The organism is Acaryochloris sp. IP29b_bin.148, assembly GCF_028285565.1.
Classification (GTDB): Bacteria; Cyanobacteriota; Cyanobacteriia; order Thermosynechococcales; family Thermosynechococcaceae; genus Acaryochloris.
Window position 1 is genome coordinate 1 of record NZ_JANQOY010000075.1, and the last position, 20,145, is coordinate 20,145.

20 protein-coding genes and 2 tRNA genes are annotated in these 20,145 nt (G+C 49.7%); 13 read left to right on the top strand and 9 right to left on the bottom strand.

The genetic code is table 11. The annotated features are described in order from the left end of the window. Nucleotides 1-20 precede the first annotated feature (20 nt). The 3 genes from Q0986_RS06755 to Q0986_RS06765 all read left to right on the top strand — a co-directional run bounded on the left by Q0986_RS06755 (nucleotide 21) and on the right by Q0986_RS06765 (nucleotide 3,047). A tRNA-Met gene (locus Q0986_RS06755) sits at nucleotides 21-97 on the top strand. Between the two features lie 128 nt (nucleotides 98-225). Beyond that, on the top strand, nucleotides 226-1,674 hold the full coding sequence (locus Q0986_RS06760) for a DUF697 domain-containing protein (protein WP_299406540.1): 1,449 nt from the start codon (nucleotides 226-228) through the stop codon (nucleotides 1,672-1,674). 11 nt (nucleotides 1,675-1,685) lie between these two features. Next, nucleotides 1,686-3,047 carry a GTP-binding protein gene (locus Q0986_RS06765; RefSeq protein ID WP_299406544.1) on the top strand — a complete coding sequence of 454 codons (1,362 nt, stop codon included), beginning with the start codon at nucleotides 1,686-1,688 and terminating at the stop codon, nucleotides 3,045-3,047. On the opposite strand, the gene Q0986_RS06770 is transcribed toward Q0986_RS06765, so the two are convergent. Next, nucleotides 3,044-3,439 carry a hypothetical protein gene (locus Q0986_RS06770; RefSeq protein WP_299406548.1) on the bottom strand — a complete coding sequence of 132 codons (396 nt, stop codon included), beginning with the start codon at nucleotides 3,437-3,439 and terminating at the stop codon, nucleotides 3,044-3,046. The two genes, Q0986_RS06765 and Q0986_RS06770, sit on opposite strands and share 4 nt — an antisense overlap. Before the next feature lie 150 nt (nucleotides 3,440-3,589). Further along, the gene (locus tag Q0986_RS06775; RefSeq protein ID WP_299406552.1) at nucleotides 3,590-3,988 is read right to left on the bottom strand and encodes a pentapeptide repeat-containing protein; all 399 of its coding nucleotides are present in this window, start codon (nucleotides 3,986-3,988) and stop codon (nucleotides 3,590-3,592) included. 228 nt (nucleotides 3,989-4,216) lie between these two features. On the opposite strand from Q0986_RS06775, the gene Q0986_RS06780 reads away from it, so the two are divergent. Genes Q0986_RS06780 through Q0986_RS06790 form a run of 3 tightly spaced genes read left to right on the top strand, consistent with a single transcriptional unit; the run spans nucleotide 4,217 to nucleotide 7,296 of the window. Next, nucleotides 4,217-5,398 carry an HlyD family efflux transporter periplasmic adaptor subunit gene (locus Q0986_RS06780; protein ID WP_299406557.1) on the top strand — a complete coding sequence of 394 codons (1,182 nt, stop codon included), beginning with the start codon at nucleotides 4,217-4,219 and terminating at the stop codon, nucleotides 5,396-5,398. A 12-nt stretch (nucleotides 5,399-5,410) separates the two neighbouring features. Beyond that, on the top strand, nucleotides 5,411-6,565 hold the full coding sequence (devC, locus tag Q0986_RS06785) for an ABC transporter permease DevC (RefSeq protein WP_299406561.1): 1,155 nt from the start codon (nucleotides 5,411-5,413) through the stop codon (nucleotides 6,563-6,565). A 2-nt stretch (nucleotides 6,566-6,567) separates the two neighbouring features. Next, on the top strand, nucleotides 6,568-7,296 hold the full coding sequence (locus Q0986_RS06790; protein WP_299406565.1) for a DevA family ABC transporter ATP-binding protein: 729 nt from the start codon (nucleotides 6,568-6,570) through the stop codon (nucleotides 7,294-7,296). 54 nt (nucleotides 7,297-7,350) lie between these two features. Here Q0986_RS06790 and Q0986_RS06795 read toward each other — a convergent pair whose 3' ends face one another. Both Q0986_RS06795 and Q0986_RS06800 read right to left on the bottom strand, forming a co-directional pair. Beyond that, nucleotides 7,351-8,172, bottom strand: coding sequence for an inositol monophosphatase family protein (locus tag Q0986_RS06795; protein ID WP_299406569.1), 822 nt, complete (start codon nucleotides 8,170-8,172; stop codon nucleotides 7,351-7,353). 3 nt (nucleotides 8,173-8,175) lie between these two features. Then, a complete protein-coding gene (locus Q0986_RS06800) occupies nucleotides 8,176-8,541 on the bottom strand; it encodes a 2Fe-2S iron-sulfur cluster-binding protein (RefSeq protein ID WP_299406573.1) in 366 nt (121 codons plus the stop codon). Between the two features lie 66 nt (nucleotides 8,542-8,607). On the opposite strand from Q0986_RS06800, the gene Q0986_RS06805 reads away from it, so the two are divergent. Continuing rightward, nucleotides 8,608-8,694: transfer RNA gene (locus Q0986_RS06805), tRNA-Ser, on the top strand. Nucleotides 8,695-8,723: 29 nt separating this feature from the next. Here Q0986_RS06805 and Q0986_RS06810 read toward each other — a convergent pair. Next, the gene (locus Q0986_RS06810) at nucleotides 8,724-9,758 is read right to left on the bottom strand and encodes a glycosyltransferase family 9 protein (protein WP_299406578.1); all 1,035 of its coding nucleotides are present in this window, start codon (nucleotides 9,756-9,758) and stop codon (nucleotides 8,724-8,726) included. Nucleotides 9,759-9,919: 161 nt separating this feature from the next. Between Q0986_RS06810 and ispD the strand changes: the two genes are divergently transcribed. Then, nucleotides 9,920-10,630: a 2-C-methyl-D-erythritol 4-phosphate cytidylyltransferase gene (gene ispD, locus Q0986_RS06815; RefSeq protein WP_299406582.1), complete on the top strand. Its 711-nt coding sequence runs from the start codon at nucleotides 9,920-9,922 to the stop codon at nucleotides 10,628-10,630. Between the two features lie 56 nt (nucleotides 10,631-10,686). On the opposite strand, the gene rpsD is transcribed toward ispD, so the two are convergent. Next, the gene (gene rpsD, locus Q0986_RS06820; RefSeq protein ID WP_299406587.1) at nucleotides 10,687-11,295 is read right to left on the bottom strand and encodes a 30S ribosomal protein S4; all 609 of its coding nucleotides are present in this window, start codon (nucleotides 11,293-11,295) and stop codon (nucleotides 10,687-10,689) included. 161 nt (nucleotides 11,296-11,456) lie between these two features. Between rpsD and rlmN the strand changes: the two genes are divergently transcribed. Beyond that, the gene (gene rlmN, locus Q0986_RS06825) at nucleotides 11,457-12,512 is read left to right on the top strand and encodes a 23S rRNA (adenine(2503)-C(2))-methyltransferase RlmN (protein WP_299406620.1); all 1,056 of its coding nucleotides are present in this window, start codon (nucleotides 11,457-11,459) and stop codon (nucleotides 12,510-12,512) included. Between the two features lie 121 nt (nucleotides 12,513-12,633). Here the strand turns inward: rlmN and Q0986_RS06830 are convergent, their stop codons facing one another. Together Q0986_RS06830 and gloA are read right to left on the bottom strand one after the other, a co-directional pair. Next, nucleotides 12,634-14,388, bottom strand: coding sequence for an iron uptake porin (locus tag Q0986_RS06830; protein ID WP_299406592.1), 1,755 nt, complete (start codon nucleotides 14,386-14,388; stop codon nucleotides 12,634-12,636). 359 nt (nucleotides 14,389-14,747) lie between these two features. Continuing rightward, complete coding sequence (gene gloA, locus Q0986_RS06835) at nucleotides 14,748-15,173, bottom strand: lactoylglutathione lyase (RefSeq protein WP_299406596.1); 426 nt, start codon at nucleotides 15,171-15,173, stop codon at nucleotides 14,748-14,750. Between the two features lie 194 nt (nucleotides 15,174-15,367). On the opposite strand from gloA, the gene eno reads away from it, so the two are divergent. The 4 genes from eno (at nucleotide 15,368) to Q0986_RS06855 (ending at nucleotide 19,729) form a co-directional block, all read left to right on the top strand. Next, the gene (gene eno, locus Q0986_RS06840; protein WP_299406599.1) at nucleotides 15,368-16,645 is read left to right on the top strand and encodes a phosphopyruvate hydratase; all 1,278 of its coding nucleotides are present in this window, start codon (nucleotides 15,368-15,370) and stop codon (nucleotides 16,643-16,645) included. A 97-nt stretch (nucleotides 16,646-16,742) separates the two neighbouring features. Beyond that, on the top strand, nucleotides 16,743-18,323 hold the full coding sequence (locus Q0986_RS06845; RefSeq protein WP_299406603.1) for a hypothetical protein: 1,581 nt from the start codon (nucleotides 16,743-16,745) through the stop codon (nucleotides 18,321-18,323). Nucleotides 18,324-18,397: 74 nt separating this feature from the next. Then, nucleotides 18,398-18,502, top strand: a complete 105-nt coding sequence (locus tag Q0986_RS06850) for a photosystem II reaction center protein I (protein WP_299406609.1) — start codon at nucleotides 18,398-18,400, stop codon at nucleotides 18,500-18,502. A gap of 189 nt (nucleotides 18,503-18,691) precedes the next feature. Next, entirely contained in the window at nucleotides 18,692-19,729 is a 1,038-nt protein-coding gene (locus Q0986_RS06855) for a plasmid pRiA4b ORF-3 family protein (RefSeq protein ID WP_299406613.1), read from the top strand. Between the two features lie 187 nt (nucleotides 19,730-19,916). Here Q0986_RS06855 and Q0986_RS06860 read toward each other — a convergent pair. Next, nucleotides 19,917-20,145, bottom strand: a 229-nt coding sequence (locus Q0986_RS06860) for a transposase (RefSeq protein ID WP_299406617.1), incomplete at its 5' end; no start/stop codon positions are given.

Sequence of the window (20,145 nt, forward strand, 5' to 3'; positions counted from 1 at the left end):
TCTATACTGAGGTTCCACGCCGCGGGGTAGAGCAGTCTGGTAGCTCGTCGGGCTCATAACCCGAAGGTCCATGGTTCAAATCCGTGCCCCGCCACCAGTGTTGAGGGTACCCCAGAGATAAAAGTCTCTGGGGTATTCTTTTTTAAAAAAAGCCCTGACATTTTCCCTAGCAATCTGCGAGAATGTCGAGGACGGGATGTCAAGATTGTGAAGGATCTCAAGTCTATGTCTGCTCAATCATCACAACAGATTTTTTGGGGTGCGGGTACCCTCGTCTTGTTTATTTGGTTCTTGATCCCCGGTGGTCATCACGGATTTTCTGAATTTTTAACAGCGGGGATGGTGATTGGCTTAGGTAGCCTAGCCGTTAGTCTCAAGCTTTTCCCCGGTTTTAAACGTCAGATCCCAGACTTAGATGCCACTCAAATGTCCCGGCCAATCGTGGAACAGACCTTGGCGAGGAGCGAATCCTTGATTGAGCAGCTAGAAACGCTTGCAAAACCCAATGCCCAATCCGCGGCCTTCAAGGAGCAGCTTGGGCAAATTGATATGCATCGGCAAGAGCCTCGCCTCTTAATTATGGGAGCCCCAGGGGTGGGGAAATCGACATTGATGGAGCGAGTGCGAGCTCAATGGAGCCCATCCTTGGCTCATCCTTGTGTTGTTTCTGAAGCTGAGAGTCTTTCCCATGCAGCGACCTTGGAGATTTCTCCTGCCGTAATGGATACGGATCTGATCCTTTATGTGATTCAGGGGGATTTAACGGAGTCTGAGCATCAGTGCTTACAAACGTTGCAAGATCATAAACAGCGAATATTGGTTGTGTTTAATAAGCAAGATCAATATCTACCGACACAACGCTTAATTTTGCAACAGAAATTGCAGCAACGGTTGCAACCATGGCTGTCAGAATCGGATATTGTTTCGGTCTCGGCTTATCCCCAAGCGGTTAAGGTCCGTCGTTATGGTGAGGATGGCTCCTGCCAGGAATCCCTAGAGCGTCCCCAGCCCGATCTGTCAGGCTTAACCAAGCGTCTGGATCAGGTTATGGCTAATGAAAAAGAACAGCTTATTCTGTTTCAAACCTATCAGCAGACCGTTGCTTTGCGGACTCAAGTGCAGACCGAGCTTAACGGTGTTCGCCGCCAGCTCGCTACGCCTGTGATTGAGCGATATCAGTGGATTACGGGAGCGACTGCTTTTGCCAATCCGGTACCAACCTTAGATATGCTGGCAGCGGCTGCGATTAGTACCAAAATGGTGATGGAACTGGGATCGTTATATCGTTTGAAGTTCTCTCTTGCCCAAGCCCAAGCCGTGGCGAGCACCTTAGCGACGGCCATGCTGAAGTTGGGCTTAGTGGAAGTCTCTACGCAGGCCTTGAGTTCTGTGCTGAAAGGCCACCACTTTACCTTTGTTGCGGGAGGACTGGTGCAGGGAGTGAGCACCGCTTATCTGACACGAGTGGCAGGTTTAAGCTTAATTGAGCATTTTCAAGAGCTGAGTGACCTAGCCGTAGCGACCCCTGAATCCAACTGGGATCCTGAAAAACTGAAGCAGATTGTGATGAAGGTGTTTCAGCAACACCAGAAAATCGATATGCTCAGAGATTTTACCCAGCAATCCATTGGCCGTTTCCGGCAACAAGGTGGGTTGCTGGAAGCAACGTCTTAAGTACTTAGACCGTGGTTCAGACGAGCCCCAATACCACCAATCAAACTGAGACAGCCACCTCCGTCGATGAACAGGTGGAGCAGCTTCGGCGTGCTGGCCTCAGTATTCAGCATATTCTTAAGCAAGTAGAAACGTTCCCGATTCCCTTGCAAACCGAACTGCAAAATGAACTCGGCACTTTATCGACTCTAAGCTTGAAGCTCAGTCAACGGGTGCTGCAAATTGCCACCTTTGGATTTGTCAGTCGTGGTAAGTCAGCCGTTCTGAATGTCTTATTCTCTGAACCGATTTTTCCAGTGGGGCCGTTGAATGGCGAGACCCAGTGGCCCCGATCGGTTCGCTGGTCGCCAGAAGGGCAAGCCTCTCAAGAGGCTGCTTTGCAAATTGAGCTGATTGATACCCCAGGGCTGGACGAAATTGAAGGACAAGGTCGGGCTCAAATGGCGCAGGGGATTGCTCGTACGGCTGATCTGCTCCTTTTTGTTGTGGCGGGACCGCCCACTGGTTTGGAGTTGGCCGCTCTTAAAGCGTTGCGACAAGCAGGTCGTCCTCTTCTCCTGGTTGTTAACAAGGCGGATCTCTATCCTGAGCTAGATGCTGATCAAATTTATGGGCGACTCGATGATCCAGCCTTACAAGACATTCTGTCTCCTGAAGACATCCTGCTGATATCGGCGGCTCCCGCACCCATAGAAGTTCGAGTGGAATGGCCAGATGGCCGCATAACCACTGACTGGGAGGCTCCTCCAACGGATATTGAGTCACTGCGATCGGCATTGCTCCAACTGATTCACCAAGAAGGTCTGACACTGTTAACGCTCAATACATTACTGCAAATTCAAACGGTGGAACGTGACATTGCGGATCACGTTAAAGAGTATGAGGCCAAGTCCAGTCAATCTTGTATGGGGCAATATGCCCGCCTGAAAGCAGTATTAATTGCCCTTTGCCCTTTCGCCGTGGTTGATATGGGTATCGGCATCTTGGCAGATTTATTGTTGATAGGCTCGCTGGTAAAGCTTTATCGGTTACCCACGCATCGATACCAAGTCAATCAATTATGGGGGCAGCTGTTGCTAAGTACAGTGAGTTTGATGTTGGTGGAGGCTGGCGGCCCGATCCTGTTTGATCTCCCCTTTATGGGGCCTGTCTCTACCCGTTTTCTTCCTTGGCTGAGCCTCGGGTTTTTGCAAGCCTGTGTCAGTCTCTATGGTGCGACTCAGGTGGGGAAACAGACTCAGGCCTACTTAATTAATGGGTATACCTGGGGACCCCTGGGTCCGAGTACGATGATCAAAGAGATGCTGAACCAATTGCAGCCTCAGGCGCTGCTCTACCGCTTACGACAGGAATGGTTTGAGCAGCTGCGTTAATTGGCAATACACACTGGGCTATTCTCAAGAATAACCTCAAACATGGGCAGAGCCACTTCTACAGGTTGTTGGTAATAGCCCACCATCTCTTGCTCAAGACTTTGTCTTGCTTGATGAGCCTGTTCGGTCCCTGAGCCTTCAGACAAAATGACGAGATACTGAGCTGCCCGTGAAGCCGCTTCAATGCGATCGTTACGGTGCATTGCCACTTGAAATAAATGCCAAGATTGCCAGGCGTTGTTGACTAATGAGGGGCGAGCGATCAAGCCTTGAGCGATCGCACTTTCGTAATTGCCCCGATAAGGCCTGCAAGGCGAAGCAGCGGTGGCTGGACTCGCCATCAGCTGTAGCGGTAACAGCAGCCCTAAAACAGACCAGTATTTAGATTTCATGACCCACCCCCACACTCAAGGATTGAAGATCTGATAGGTATCTATGCTTATTCTATAAAATATCCACTAAGCTTTGAACTTAGGATTAAGGGTGTTATCAAGCTTAGTGCTGCACAAAAACTACTATTCAGCCTATCGCCTTTTCAGTCGTTAAGGGAAAGCGATTGTGCCATCTGGCAAAGTGGCTTTTTCAAAACTTAAGGCTTGTCCAAGGCGCTCCCCACCCTCAAATTTCGCTTGGGAGAGATCTGCGCCTTCCAGGGTGGCATTGGTGAAGTTGGTCCACGCTAGGCTAGCGCCGGTCAATACAGCGTTGGATAGATTTGCTGCCGTTAAATCGGCCAAATTTAAGTTGGCCTGGGACAGGTTAGCGCCCTTTAGGTTCGCTTTTCGGAGATTGACGGCAGATAAATCAGCCCCTTGCAAGTCACAGCCAGGACAAGACCGAGATTTTATTAATTTTTGTAAATGTTCGGGGTTCTCAGCCTGAGCCTGAGGACTGATCCATAGTAAGGAAGCCAGGACGACCCCTGCGATAATGGGTTTCATAGGTTTCTTTTGAATGCATATGTCGCATTCTAAGCCAGGATGCATCCAGTTTTTGTGAAAATTGTAGAGAAGTTGTGCTCGTTATCCGTTGTTTGACGCTGGCTGAAAGGACTGTTGCCCCTGGGGCAAAGAGGCGAGCAAGATAATTGGGTATAGGCCAGAGAACAGAGAGGCAGATATTTGAGGAAATATTCTTTACAATAAGAAGTATTGAATTGAGCGACTGGTGTGGGTGACAAACCTTTCCTAAAACTGTCTGGAAAGTGGGTGATTACTGGAGCCATTGCCTTAACGCTAGGTATAGGTGCTGTGGGGGTCTCCCAGGTTTTTCAGAGGCAGCCGGATAGATCTAGCGTTCTGGTGCCGTCTTCTGAAGAATCGAGTGCAATTTCGGCACTCGGTCGGATTGAACCTGCAGGGCAGGTGATTCGGGTCAGTGGCCCGACGGGAGAGCGAATTCTCCGGCTATTGGTGAAAGAGGGACAACAGCTGGAAAAGGGAGAAACAATTGCGTTTTTAGAAAGCTATCCTGAGCGGCAGGCAGAGGTGAAATTAGCTGCAAGTCGCTATCTAGAAGCCCAAAATCAGTTTGTGGCGGAGCGAGAATTGGGCATTGCGCAACGACAAGAGGCGAGAACTCGGCGCAACCAGGCTGAAAGTCCTAAGATGCGAGAAATAACGGCTCAAGATGCTATTGTTCGCCAATCTAAGGTCGAATTTGAACAAGCCCAACTCGATCTGAAACGATACCAGTATCTGCAAAAAGCGGGAGCCGTTTCTCAACAAGATTTGGAAAATAAGGCATTAGAGTTTCAGAGTAAGCAGCAGCAGTTTGAGCGTGCGATCGCAACTCGGGATATGTTGCAAGAAGAGCTGCAAACCGACAGCAATAACGCCAAGGCCCAGATCAACCGCACGCAAGCGGGAACCTTGCGATCGCAAGCCCAAATTGATCTCGCCTCTGCCCAAAGCAACCTAGAATTGGCGAAGGCGCGCATGACTCGCACCATTATTCGGGCGCCCAAAGCGGGGCAGGTCCTAAAAGTCTTGGTGCGAGAAGGGGAATCGATTCCCACCGTTGCCAACCAAGGGAAGAATGCCAAACAGGCCATCATCGAAATGGGTAATACTCGGCAAATGTATGTGGTTGCCGAGGTATACGAAACAGACATCAATAAGGTTCAAATTGGTCAAATTGCCACCATTTCTAGCCCAGTGATTAAGGGTGAGATCGAAGGGACCGTTGACAAAATTGGTCTTCAAATTGATAAAAATGACGTTTTAGGCACTGATCCTGCTGCGAATACGGATACAAGGGTGATAGAAGTCAAAATTCGCCTTCATAACAGTATTGCTGTGTCTGGATTAACCAATTTGCAAGTCGACGTTGCCATCCAACCCCAAGCCTAGACGGTTGCTCTGATGCTGCTTGCCATCCCCCTCGCTTGGTTACAGCTAGCCCGAGAACGGGTGCGGTTGTTTGTGGCCTTGGCAGGGATTGGGTTTGCCGTTATTTTGATGATGATGCAGCTGGGCTTTCAAGAAGCGCTGTTTACGGCAGCCGTTAATTTCCATGTCAATCTCAAGACAGATATTGTCTTGATTAGTCCCCAAACCACCACCTTATTTGCCATCAAGAATTTTAGCCGTCGGCGACTCTATCAAGCGGCAGGGGTGGATGGCGTGGAATCGGTTTCGCCCCTGTATTTGGATTTTGGACTGTGGCGAAATCCCCAAACCCGCAAGACTCGGCAATTGATGATTATTGGGTTTGACCCCAGCCAGGCCGTTTTTTCCTTACCCGGCGTGGCCGATTATCTAGACCGAATCAAAATGCCAGATGTGGTGTTGTTTGATGAGAATTCCCGTCCTGAGTATGGCGCGATCGCAGAACAATTCAAAGCGGGCAAAACCGTCTCCACAGAAGTATCGGGCCGCAAAATTACGGTTGGCGGCTTGTTTCAGTTGGGGGCCTCCTTCTCTGCGGATGGCAACCTGATTACAAGTGATCTCAATTTACTGCGACTGTTTCCAGAACGAAACTTAGGCTTGATTGATATTGGGTTGATCAATGTCATCCCCGGGAAAGATATCAGTGCCGTGATCGCTGAACTCAAGACCCTCTTGCCGGATGATGTCCTAGTCCTTTCAAAACAAGGGTTTGTGCGCTTTGAACGCAATTATTGGGAAACCAGCACCACGATTGGCTTTATTTTTACCCTCGGCACCCTGATGGGATTTATTGTGGGTATGGTGATTGTTTACCAAATTCTGTATACCGATGTCTCCGATCATTTGGCAGAGTATGCCACCCTAAAGGCGATGGGGTATAAAAGCCGGTTTCTCTATACAGTCGTCTTACAAGAAGCGTTTATTTTGGCTGTATTAGGGTTTATCCCAGGGTTTGCCCTCTGTTTAGGACTCTATAAACTGGTGCGAGAGGGGACCTCTCTGCCCATGTTGATGACGGCCGATCGGGTGATCACGGTATTTCTTTTGACCTTGATCATGTGTATCGTATCGGGTGTGATTGCCATGCGCCGAGTACAAGCCGCCGACCCCGCCGATATTTTTTAGGTATGAGTGCCCCCGTGATTGCCATTGACCGTGTGAGCCATTGGTTTGGCCGGGGTAGACTGCGCAAGCAAGTTCTCTTTGAGATCAGTGTGGATATTTATCCGGGAGAGGTGGTGATTCTATCTGGCCCCTCAGGGTCTGGGAAAACGACGCTGTTGACGCTGATTGGGGCACTGCGTTCGACCCAGTCAGGACGTTTATGCGTCTTTGACCGACCGCTTAAGGAGGCCAGCACCCATCAATTGGAACAGGTTCGTCGCTATATTGGCTATATTTTTCAGGCCCATAATTTGTTGCATGCCTTGACTGCTCGGCAAAATGTGCAAATGGCCTTGGACCTGCATGCGGATATTGACCCGAATGTGGCCTACCAGCGGTCGGTTGATATGCTGGCTGAAGTCGGGTTAGCGGACTGGGCCGATTACTATCCGCAAGAATTATCGGGGGGCCAAAAGCAACGGGTTGCGATCGCACGTGCCCTAGTCAGCCATCCCAAAATTGTCCTCGCCGACGAACCTACCGCTTCCCTGGATAAGCAATCAGGGCGAGATGTGGTGGAACTGATGCAACGCTTGGCGAAGCAACAGGGCTGTACGATTTTGATGGTCACCCATGACAATCGGGTCTTGGATGTGGCTGATCGGCTGATTCATATGGAAGATGGTCGTCTGTCTACTCAAGCCCAGGGCGGTGGGAACGCCCGGCCAATGCTGTCTGAGAAGCCATACTAAAGACGGCTAAGCACGATGCTCCAAGCGGTTTGAGCCAGTTCACTTGTGCTCTGGCTATTGGGGCGGTGACCAATTCAGCGGCTGCACCTGCATTAATTCTTGACTGAGGGCGGTATGAATATGACCGTTTGTCGCCAGTAGACGTCCAGACGCCAGCTGTTGAGGACTTTGATCATAGGCAGTCACCCTACCTCCCGCTTCTTTCACTAGAACAATGCCGGCAGCAATATCCCAGGTGGACAAACCCCGCTCCCAATATCCATCCAACCGACCGCAGGCAATATAGGCCAAATCGATCGAGGCCGAGCCACCCCGCCGCACCCCTTGGGTCAGGTGGGTTAAATGACAAAATTCTGCGTAATTGTTGTCCGTTGTTTCTCGGCGATCGTAGGCAAATCCGGTCACAAGTAAGCTATTGGCTAAGGATGGCGTTTGGGAAACCTGAATGGGGTGCCGATTCCGGGTGGCCCCTAATCCGGTCGCCGCTCGAAATAGCTCTTGATGAAAGGGGTCAAAGACGACACCTACCTCAGGCACACCGTTGATCAGCAGGGCAATCGAGGTGGCCGAAAAGGGATATTGATGGGCATAATTGGTGGTCCCATCCAAAGGATCGATGGCCCATAAATACGGGCTGTCTTGATTACCTTGATGGCCCGATTCCTCGGCTAGGATTTGGTGCTGCGGGAAATGGCGACCAATCACCTCCAGAACGGCTTGTTCCGCCGCTTGATCGGCCTCTGTGACCAAATCACCAGGGCGCTTCTCTTGAATATTGTTTAATTTGCCCCAGTACTGCTGTAGTACAGCACCTCCTGCTAAGGCTGCCTCCGTGGAAATGTCTAAATAGGTCTGTAGGGGGGTGTCTATGGTCATAGATTATTCTTCATCTAAGGGCAGGCCAGAACGGACCTTGCCTTTACCAAAATATTGGCCAAATTGTAATTCATAGACTTCGTCTTCATCCTGGGTTTCGACCACTAGGTCGCTTTTGGGATAGCTAACGCATAGCAGTGCATATCCCTGTTGTTGCAGCTCTAGTGAAAGTCCCATTGCTTCGGGCTGGTACAGGTCGCCTGACAAGACTCTAACGGCGCAGGTTGTACAGGCCCCGTTGCGGCAGGCAAAGGGCAAACGCACCCCTTCTTGCTCGACACTTTCGAGGATGTAGCGGTCTGTGGGGACGGGAACTGTATACTCATTTCCGCTATGGCGATCGCGAATATGAATCGTAAATGTTTGCATACCATTCCATCTGGGTTCAGATTCTGTTACCATAGCTTACTTGTACTGAATAAACCTAATTCCCCTGGAGAGGTGGCCGAGTGGTTGAAGGCGCAGCACTGGAAATGCTGTTTAGGGGTAACTCTAACGAGGGTTCGAATCCCTCCCTCTCCGTTCTCTAGTTTTTGCTTTCTGTTTACCCGTTAGCTGACGTCCCAAACTTTTTCCAGGACTTGGATGGGGGGAATGTCAGCAACTTTGCTTGTTAAGGATTTAAGGCCCGCGAAATAGTCTGCTGGTGGCAAATGTCGGGTGGGTTCTAGTGCTCCAAATAAGGCCACCAACCGAGTCTTAACCGCGACGCCCAAATGCAGAGGGGCTCGATCGGCGCAAATCATCAGATGGCCGGCATCAATCAAAGCCGCGAGTTGGCCGACATGCTGGGGGGTGGCGATCAAAAGCTGCGGACAGACGGCGACTAAAGAGGCCACCCAGTCTTTATTCTCTGCACTTTGCACAATCACCAGCGGAGTGTCAGGCTGACGTTCGAGGTAGCCTTCAATTACCGATTCCCAACTTCTGATGGGATAAAATTGCGAGGGCTCGTCATCGGAGTTTTCGGCACCGGTGCCCCCATGCAGCACGATATAGGGTTTGCCAGCAATGCCGAGTCGTTCCTGTTCGGCTTTGGCCCATTGCTGGTCTTCTGCGGGAATCTGGATGGTGATATCTGGGCAGGGGGTATCAATGCCGAGTCCCAACACCAAGTCATGATATCGCTGGGCATCGTAGGGACGGGCATTGGGAGACACGGCAGCGGTGAGGAATGTGCCCGAACGCTTGGCAATGGTCCGTCCGATCGTGGGGAACCGCTTACGAGAAAAACGCACCCAGGCCGGAATGGCTAGCTTTTCGTAACCTACACGTTGGGGAATGCCCACCAACCAACAGAGCAGACCGGCTGTCCATTCGCGACTAATGGTAATGCCGGCGTCGTAGCGACGATCTCGCATTTGCCCAATTAAATTGCCCCAGTCGGCTGCGCCATTGCGATTCTCAAACTGGAAGGTTAAGACATGATCAACGGTGCGGCAGAGTCGATAGGCTTGCTTGGCTCGGGGTTCAACTATGACATCAATCTCGACAGAGGAATAATGGCGTTGAAGCGTCTCTAAGGTTGGGAAAAACAACAATTGTCGACCAACATCGCCAGGAATTAATGCTAATACGCGGGTCATTATTTAGAACAGCCGTAATGAATGATGTCTACGTTTACCGCCCACTATTGTAGGGGAATGCTCAACGCTTGTAATCATTCCGCTCTCGAACTCAATAAGTCTTCTAAATTGCAACCTCAGGCCAGTATAGGATAGGGAATGGCAGCAATTTATGGTTATCAATGCATTTACTCATTCCAGCGGCGGGTGTCGGGCGGCGCATGGGCAGCGATCGCAACAAGTTACGGTTGATGCTGTTGGGCAAACCCCTCCTGGCTTGGACGCTGCAGGCCGCAGAAATAGCTGCCTCGATCACCTGGATCGGCCTGATTGGTCAACAGGCCGATCGACCTACCTGGACGGCACTGATTCGTGATTTGCAGTTGAGCAAGCCCGTGATGTTTATTGAGGGTGGTCAGACTCGTCAAGAGTCGGTCTATAACGGTTTACAAGCCCTACCTTGGGAAGCAGAGCAGGTGCTGATCCATGATGGGGCCCGTTGTTTGGCAACGCCGGGGTTGCTGGATCGCTGTGCGGATGCGCTCAACCATTATCAAGGATTTGTAGCTGCTATCCCGGTCAAGGACACCATCAAAGTGGTGGATGCTAACCGCCAAATTCAAGACACCCCGGATCGCTCCCAGTTGTGGGCCGCTCAAACGCCCCAAGGCTTCCATGTCACGCTGCTAAAGGATTGTCACGACAAGGGAAGACAGCAGGGGTGGGAAGTGACGGATGATGCCGCTTTATTTGAAAAAGTCGGTTTACCCGTTCATATTGTCTTGGGCGAAGAAACCAATCTAAAAGTGACGACGCCAGAGGACTTGGCCATTGCCGAACTCATCCTGCAGCAACGCCAAAAAAGCTCTCAGACTGACGGATCCGAGAGCTAAATGATTAAGAATCAGTGGTTGCCGCAGTTGAATAAACTGGGGAAAGTTGCCGCGATTTATCCCTTTCGAGAATAATATTCCACCACGAGTAGTTCATTGATTTCGAGGGCAATCCACTCTCGCTCAATTACCCCATTCACTTTGCCGGTTAAGGTGTTTTTATCAAATTCCAAGTGAGTCGGGATATTTGCCAATCCTGGAAACTGCATGTGAGTTTCAATCAGTTTCCGAGAAGCATCGCGATCGCGAGCTTGAATCACATCACCCGGACGGCATTGATAACTAGCAATGGACACGACCCGACCGTTCACCAATACATGACCATGATTGACCAACTGTCTGGCTGCCGGGATGGTGGGAGCCATGCCTAAGCGAAAGATGGTATTGTCCAATCGCATCTCTAGCAATTGCAACAGGGTTTGACCTGTGGAACCACCGGCTCTGCGGGCCTTGCGGACATAACGCAAAAGCTGGCGTTCAGAGAGGCCATAATTAAACCGTAACTTTTGTTTTTCTTCTAACTGGGCGGCATATTCAGACCGTTTCTTCCGGGCTTGGCCATGCTGTCCAGGGGGGTAGGCCCGCCGGGGAGTCTTTCGGGATAAGCCTGGTAACTCTCCTAAACGACGCACTACTCTGAGGCGAGGGCCTCGATATCGCGACATATCACTTCCTCTTAGTTCTTTACGTGAAATTTGTCAGACTTTTCAGTATAAGCTTTGGAAGGGCGACTCATCAAGCCTTTCTTCCTTGAACCCTACTTTGGGGTACTTCGATGCCGTGAGTATCCCCTCTTCGGTCTTATTTATCATCTGTTATGCGTACCATGCTGGATCAATTGTCTGCCTCTTCTATTCCACCGCTCTTAGGGGCATCTCGTTCTCAACTGGCTGATTGGGTGCAGCAATACCAACAACCGGCCTATCGGGCGCAACAGGTCCATCAATGGATTTATCAAAAGGGGGTGCGATCGCTCAACGAGATCACCGTCTTTCCCAAACAATGGCGTGCTGAGATCGCGGATATTCCGGTGGGACGCTCCCAAATTTATCATCGCTCGTCAGCACGCGATGGCACCGTTAAGTACTTACTCAAGCTGGCAGATGGGCAGGTAATTGAAACCGTGGGCATTCCCACCCAAAAAAGACTGACCGTTTGCGTGTCTTCTCAAGTCGGTTGTCCCATGGCCTGTGACTTTTGTGCCACGGGTAAAGGCCAGTATCAGAGGAATCTAGCCTGCCATGAAATTGTCGATCAAGTCCTCACGGTTCAGGAAGACTTTCAGCAGCGAGTGGGCAATGTCGTTTTTATGGGGATGGGAGAGCCTCTGTTAAATCTAGAGCAAGTGTTGGCGGCGGTGCGATCGCTCAACCAAGATGTTGGTATTGGCCAGCGCTCCCTGACGGTTTCCACGGTGGGTATTCCGAAACAAATTCTCAAATTGGCCCAACACCAACTCCAAATTACCTTAGCCGTCAGTTTGCATGCTTCGAATCAGCACATTCGGACACAGCTTGTGCCGAGTGCCAGACATTATCCCTTAGATCAACTATTGCAAGACTGTCGGACCTACGTGGCGAAGACGGGTCGCCGCGTGACCTTTGAATATATTGTTCTATCAGGTGTTAACGACCAAACTGAACATGCATTAGAGCTGGCCCGTCATTTACGTGGGTTTCAAAGCCATGTGAACTTGATCCCCTACAACCCTATCTCTGAAGTGGACTATCAACGGCCAATTCAGAAGCAATTACAACACTTTTTGAACTGCCTAAAAGAACAGCATATTGCTGCTAGTATTCGGCGATCACGTGGTTTAGATCAAGATGCGGCTTGTGGTCAACTCAGAGCAACGAAAATTGCAGATCCAGGGTCAAGCTAAGCGGCTGTGCAAATAAAATGGATTCCCTATTTGTCGTGATCACCCATAAAAAAGGCAGTGCGTTATACAACGCACTGCCTTCTCTCAGCCTTCAAAAGGCTGATGCTACATCAAGGTAGGGTTAGAACGAGAAGGTTGCTCGAATTAAACCTTGGATGATGTCGTTATCATTTCCACCGGCAGCAAGACCATTGCGGGTGCCGAGGGGATTGATGATATACATCACAGCAGGAGTAATGGTGATGTTGTCATTCACTGGGAACCGGTAGAAGGCTTCCAAGTTGATTTGATCGTTGGAAGTGTTGGTATTGTTCACCAAGAAAGGCATACCTGCTGCCACTGCGAACAAAGAACCAGGAACCAAGGCATCCTTGTAACCCACACCAGCCATCCAAGTTTGGATGGTGTTAGAACCAGCAAGCTGAGTTGCAACAGCAGGTGGGTTGCCAAATAGATCTACATCAACGGCAGGCGTTTGGTCTTGAGGATCAAACGAGATACCGTAACGACCGAAGACCCCGATGTTACCAAAGGTAGCTTCAGCGTTTAGACCAAGAACTTTTTGCTCAACGAAGTTCGTTTCAGCGTAAGTACCTTGTAGACGAACGGCAAAGTTGTTTTGATCATCTGCACCAAAGCTATTGGCGTACTCAAGTTCTACAGTTCCTTGATGTGGGTCTCCCCCTAAGCCACCATTAACAGCGGAGGTGGCTTGGTTGCCATTGGCAGCAACATAGACACCGCGAACACTGATAGCGCCGCCATTAGGGTTCCAATCAAAGGCTGCACCAGCACCACCATTGGCATCAACAGCGTCAGTGATGATTAGGGGGTTATTGATGAAAAAGCCTGAGCTAAAGTCTTGGGCTGAGTTGTTGGCGTAGCTGTTGAAGTCAACAAAATCGCTGGGGAAAATGTTGGTACCAACAGTGACAGCTAAGTTCTCACCTGGCTTAAACGTATAGGCCAAACGACGCAGTGTAACGGTGTTATTGATCCCAGCATAATCAGCTGCACCAGTATCAACCAAACGGTTGGCAGCTAAGGGATTCAATGCGTTGTTGATCGGGCCAGGGTTTGCACCACCGAGAGCACTACCGAAGAAATCACCACCGTTGTTGCCAACTTCCAGTTGAGTGGTTAACAAGTCATCACCAGAGAAGCTGGTATTGAAATTTAACCGAACTCGGGAAATAGCAGAAACTCGGCTATCGTCCCCTGTAGGATTGATGGTGCCATTAATCGGATCATTAACGGTATCAGTCGCATTACTAACGAAATCACCAAACTGGGCAGCCATCACCACTTCACCTTGTAGTTTGGTGGTAGTGGAGAACTGCTGAGCTTCGACAGTTGCAACCCGAGCTTCTAAGCCATCGACTCGGCCTCTGAGAGTCGCGAGTTCAGCTGCAAACTCATCTTGCAGCGCTTTAAGGGCATCGAGATCCTCTTTGGTGGCAAAGCGGTTGCTGAGGTTATCTAAACACGCATTAACCAAAGCAGCTGCTTCTCGACGAGACATGGCTCGGCTAGGTCGGAAGGTGCCATCGGGATAACCAGCAACACAACCATATCGTTCCACCAAGGATTGAATGGCTTGGAACGCCCAATCATCGGGCTGGACATCAGAGAGTTGAGAAACTGAGGTCACCTGACCCACAGAATCTTCGTTAGTGTCAGCCATCAAGTCATCAACGGATACGGTTTCGTTGAGAGACTGATCGGCTAGTAATAGTTCGTCTTCAGCAGCAACGGGGGCGGCTTCGACAGACTGGGTGTCTATAGCAGGCTGTTCGCTGGGGCTAACAGCTTTTGCAGGTAGGGCAACTAGTCCAAGTAGACTTAGGCTCCCAGCCAATAAACATGCTTTTTTCATAGTTATGCTCCTCACTCACATGTGTTTTAGTGTCTTGGTAAAGACTCAACACGGTACCTTAACTTCTTTAAGTCAAAACAGTGGACTAAATTCACCACATTGCCTTACTTGGAAGATAAGTTGAAGACAGATGTTCCTGAATGCTAAAAACATTCTTCCGTATACACTTCTTCACCTAAAGACGATATCTCATTTCAATAGCTGATCCAAGAGATCGTAGTCGGTTTCTGTATTGGCATATATGGACAATTCCTGGAGACGACAAAATCCTCTCGAACCATTGATACAGCGTGGATGTCAATGGTTTGAGAGCAATGGACTCCTGTGGTTAGCTCGTCGGTAAAGATGAGGGTGAGGGGCTAGACAGTACCTTTCACTGTTCCTGGTATTGACGCGGCTTTCGAGCTGAGCTGGATCAGCTCCACTTTGTACCCGTCTGGATCCTCTACAAAGGCGATGACCGTTGTTCCATGTTTCATTGGGCCAGGCTCGCGGGTGACTTGCCCCCCCCGATCCTTGATGGTGTTGCAGGCACCGTAAATGTCATCCACACCGATAGCAATATGGCCGTAGGCATCTCCCAGATTGTAGGCAGAAGTGCCCCAGTTATAGGTCAGTTCTAGAACCGTGTGATCTGCTTCATCTCCGTAGCCGACGAAGGCAAGGGTAAACTCACCACTCGGATAATCCTTTCGGCGTAGAAGCTTCATGCCTAAAATGTCACAGTAGAATGCTAAGGAAGCATCTAGGTCTGCAACTCTAAGCATGGTGTGGAGAATTCTCATAAGGCAGTTTGTCTAAGAGTCAATAGATGAATGGTTATATTAGTTACATTTTGATGCGATCGCACCTAGTATGTCTTTAAAAGAAGATCATATTAGTTGCATCAACACTGCTGTTCAATTACAGATGCATTTTAAAGCTTGACGCCACGGTCAAACACACCCAATTATTTTGTAGGTTGTTGGAAATATAACGCATGCAAGAAACTGAGATCGTTGCCATTGAGGCGCGCGAAATTCTAGACTCACGCGGCCGCCCAACGGTGGAAGCAGAGGTCATATTAAATTGTGGGGCATTTGGATTAGCCCAAGTCCCCAGTGGTGCGTCTACAGGTAGCTTCGAAGCGCACGAATTACGGGATGGCGATGCCCAGCGCTATGGCGGCAAAGGGGTACTCACTGCAGTGGCCAATATTACAGATCAGATTCAACCGGAGTTGATCGGGCTAAGTGCCCTCGATCAGGCTGAGATTGATCAGACCATGATTGATCTGGATGGATCGACCAATAAAGCCAAGTTGGGTGCGAATGCGCTCTTAGCCGTGTCTCTAGCCACGGCTAAAGCAGCTTCAGAGGTGTTGAACTTGGAGTTATATCGTTATTTGGGTGGCCCCCTCGCCAATCTTTTGCCTGTGCCTCTGATGAATGTGATTAACGGTGGGGCCCATGCCAACAACAACGTTGATATTCAGGAATTTATGATTGTCCCTCATGGTGCAGCCTCCTTTAAGGAAGCGTTGCGTTGGGGAGCAGAGGTGTTTGCGTCCTTGAGCCAAGTCCTCGCGGCTCAGAATCTTTTAACTGGCGTGGGCGATGAGGGCGGCTATGCACCGAACTTAGCGTCTAACCAAGCCGCGTTAGAGTTGTTGGTGGAAGCGATTGAGAAGGCGGGCTATCAGCCTGGGGCTCAAATCAGTTTGGCCTTGGATGTGGCTGCCAGCGAATTTTATCAAGATGGGCAATATACCTACGATGGTGCCGCTCATGCGCCCCATGAGCTAATTGATTATTTGGAGGGGCTAGTCGGTAAATATCCGATTGTCTCCATTGAAGATCCCCTGCATGAGGAAGACTGGGAAAGTTGGGGGAGTTTAACAACTCGATTAGGGGATCGGGTACAGCTGGTGGGGGATGATCTCTTTGTGACGAATCCAACCCGGCTGCAAAAAGGGATTGAGCAGCAGTCTGCCAATTCTATTTTGATTAAGCTCAATCAGATCGGCACCTTGACAGAGACCTTGGAAACGATTGATCTGGCCAAGCGTAATGCCTTTACTTCTATCATTAGCCATCGATCGGGCGAAACCGAAGACACGACCATTGCGGATTTGGCCGTCGCTACTCGTGCGGGGCAAATCAAAACGGGATCGCTATGCCGAAGTGAGCGAGTGGCCAAGTATAATCGGCTCTTACGGATTGAAGACGAGCTAGGTGCCCAGGCGACCTATGCAGGTGCAGTCGGCTTAGGACCCTAGGCTTAGGTCCCTGTATAGATGAACATGGGGGCGTACAATTTAAGGGGCTGGTACTGACCTCCAGACTTCTCTTGGCAATACAAGGATCTCACTGACAATGACTGCGGAACGCCGTTACCAAAGCCGATTATTTAATTTGATCCTGCAACAGTCACGAGAGTTGACTGAGCAATGGCAACGGAATCTGCGTCAAGCCAAGGTGACCACGCTATGGGGAATGCAGATGGGACTATACCCCATCTATCTCCTCTTTCAGGTGTCTCGCTTTACTCAGCAGGTGCTGGGTCAGGGAGATATCCAAGGACAACGCCTGTTACGAGCAGTTGCTGATCCCAGCCAAGATAGCCTCGGTCGTCAAGCGGACGGTCCCCTGCGTAATGTGTTAGAGGCAATCCAGATTGAAACGGTTGTCTCTGATGAGCTAGAACAGGAAGAGACAGTCGATCCGGGAGCATCCGAGCCCCAATTTTCGGTACAGATTGCTGGTGTTTCTCATCGTCGTCCTTCGATTCGGGTTCGCTATCAGAAATGGCTGCAGCGCTGGGCCGAACAAAATCCGCTGCATAATCAGGCCACTCGCTGGTTAGGTATTACGTCAGAGCCTGTCCTGACGATTCAGGGGTTGGCTTGTGATCTGGCATCCAACGCTATCGTATTGGTCACCCCTAGTAATGATGCTTTAGATGTGCTCACGTCTTCCCAACAGCGGGAACTTCAGAAGTTGATGGTGTGGGAGTTGGCCAACTATCGGCGTCAACAACGCTTAAGTCGAAATTTACGGATTTTCAATAAGGGCAACCTGCGGCAGCTGCCGATACCAAAAGCGCGATCGCAAATGCTGCCCCCCGTCAAAGTTTTTCGCCGTGCGATGGCCTGGATGCAAACGGGGCCCATGGCGGCCCAAGTCAACCTCTTTCAAGAAGCTCTCGCCTTGCCTGAAGAAGGCGCTTATGCCTTGCCCCTAGCGCTACCGCAAGGCGTGGCCGCTACGCTTCAGCAACTGACTCCCAAACTGACTCAAGATGCGATTGAGATGTTAGACGGTGCGATCGCATCTTGGGAAACGACCTCTTGGGAGATTATGGGACCCACCGCTACTGATCTGTCTGAGTACGTGGTGCAACATTGGAAACAGCAGCAAGCTCAGCTCCAGCCTAGCCTTAGTATCCTCAGTCAAGATAACCGTCTGGGCAGCCAGCCTCCCGAACACCCGATTCGCTACGCTACAACTTGGGTTCCTAGCACCTTACGTTCAGCCATGGCCGCATTACTGGGAATTGCTCAGCCTCCTAGTCTGTCATCGCCTGCAACTGGAGCGTCCACTACAGCGGTACAGCAATCCATTCCAACCAAGGTTCAAACTAGATCCCATCTATCTGGAGTGACAACCAACCTGAATCAGGCCCCCCAAGAGCCTGTATTAGGCTCGCCGTCGCCGGTCATGGATGCTCCTGTCTTTGCAGTCTCGATGGTGGGTGAACAGAAACAAGCCACCTGTGCTGAGGACGGAACAGTTGATGTCGATGCCGTCATTGTGGGATACGAAAAACATCCCTTAGAGCGCATCCTCACATGGTTAGACCGAATCACCGTTTGGCTCGAAAAAGGTGTCAGCAGCTTATGGAAGCGACTTTGGCCCCTGGTTCGATCATATGTTCAACAGGTTTTGGCTCGATAAGACGGCAAGAATCCGATATGATAATTAAAGTTAATTTTTAATCGCCGTCAATTCTACCGATAAAATAGGGTCCTATGGCAATACTCAAATTTGTTACCTACGCTTGGATTTTCTTTGTGATCAGCCTGTTCTTCTTTGGCTTCATCTCGAGTGATACGACTCGTAATCCTAAGTCTTAAAATTGGTTATAACGGGCCAAAGTTGGCTCTTTCTTAAAAAAACATCTTTTGTGTGATGTTGGTGGGTAAGTTGTGCTTTCCCACCATTTTTGGTTTAAACGAGCGTTTATACCCATTCACTGCATAGTCCTTAAAAGCGTGTCAGCATTGTAATGAGCTTTTGATTTTTCTAGAGAAAGGTCCTTGGATATGGCTGCTCCTAAACAAACAGAGAAAGTTCCCAATGCGATGCAGGACAAGTTCGATCGCATTGTTGCCATTACCGATCCTTTTGCCCAAAAGCACTTGAATAAAGAATATGCTCAGATGATTCGTAAGGCAGTAGCAGCCCTCTGTCGTAAACGACCGTCTCCCTTGAAACAAGGCCAAGATAAATCTTGGGCCTGTGGCATCACACATGCCATTGGCATGGTCAATTTTCTTTATGATCCTGCCCAAGATCCGCATATCAGTGCTCAAAATCTCTACAAAGCGTTTGGGGTAAGTGCCAGTACGGGGCAGGCAAAGTCCAAGCAGACCCGAGATAGCTTAGATATGGTCCAACTGGATCCAGACTGGTGTCTGCCCAGTTTGATGGATGATAATCCGATGGCTTGGTTGATCTCTGTAGACGGGTTTATTATGGATGCCCGTTCAGCACCCAGGGTCGTTCAAGAAGCCGCTTTAGCCAAAGGGTTAATCCCTTATCTTCCAGGTGAAGCCAAGATTGCAGATTCATCAACCCCTGTTTCACCCCGTTCTCAGAATCACAAAAAATCTGCATCGAGTCATATGCTCTACCGCCTAGAGGTTTTTTTGATGGGGGGACCTATAACTGAGGATTTTATTGCTCAGCATCCAGAAGTGTCTCGGGTGATTGAAATTAAAGGCAGTCATACACTTCAACAGTTGCATCAGATTCTCTTCAAAGCCTTTGATCGGGAAGAAGAGCACCTGTATGAGTTTCAGGTCGGGGGAACTGGCTCACAGGACCCCAAGGCCATGCGATATGGTTTACGAACCCCTTTCTCAGACTCTGAGGATCTGGATGGTGAGGTCTCCACAACCCGAATAATGGATGTGGGGCTAGCAGCAGGGGATATTTTTGGCTACTGGTTTGATTTCGGTGATGACTGGTGGCACCAAATCAATGTGCTAGACATTATCGACAAAACCCCGAAAGGTAAGTATCCCAAAATCGTTAGCCGGATTGGGGACAGCCCACCCCAATATGCGGACTTTGATTGAGCGAAACGGTCTTCGACTCCATTGAGCACTGTGATGAAATCAGAGTAGACTTCTTGCATAATTCAGCTACCAATATGGTAGAGGACTAAAAATTCAAGTTAGATCGCTGCATAAATTGAGTGGGTAACACATCATGAAACGAATATTGCAAGAGGTCTAGTCCATAGATCTGTAAATAGTTCATCAGTTATCCGTACGGAGTGAATCCCTTAAATTGCCACTGGAAAGGTTTGGCCATAGTGTGATTGCAATATTCAATAAATTCGAGGATGCGCTGTTGCAAATCATCCGTGGAAGTGAAATTTCCTCGACGAATTAATCGACGCACCAAAATACTAAACCAGCATTCAATCTGATTGAGCCAGGAGGTATGTTTGGGGATATAAACAAATCGGATCCGATGGCTGGGGTCGCTC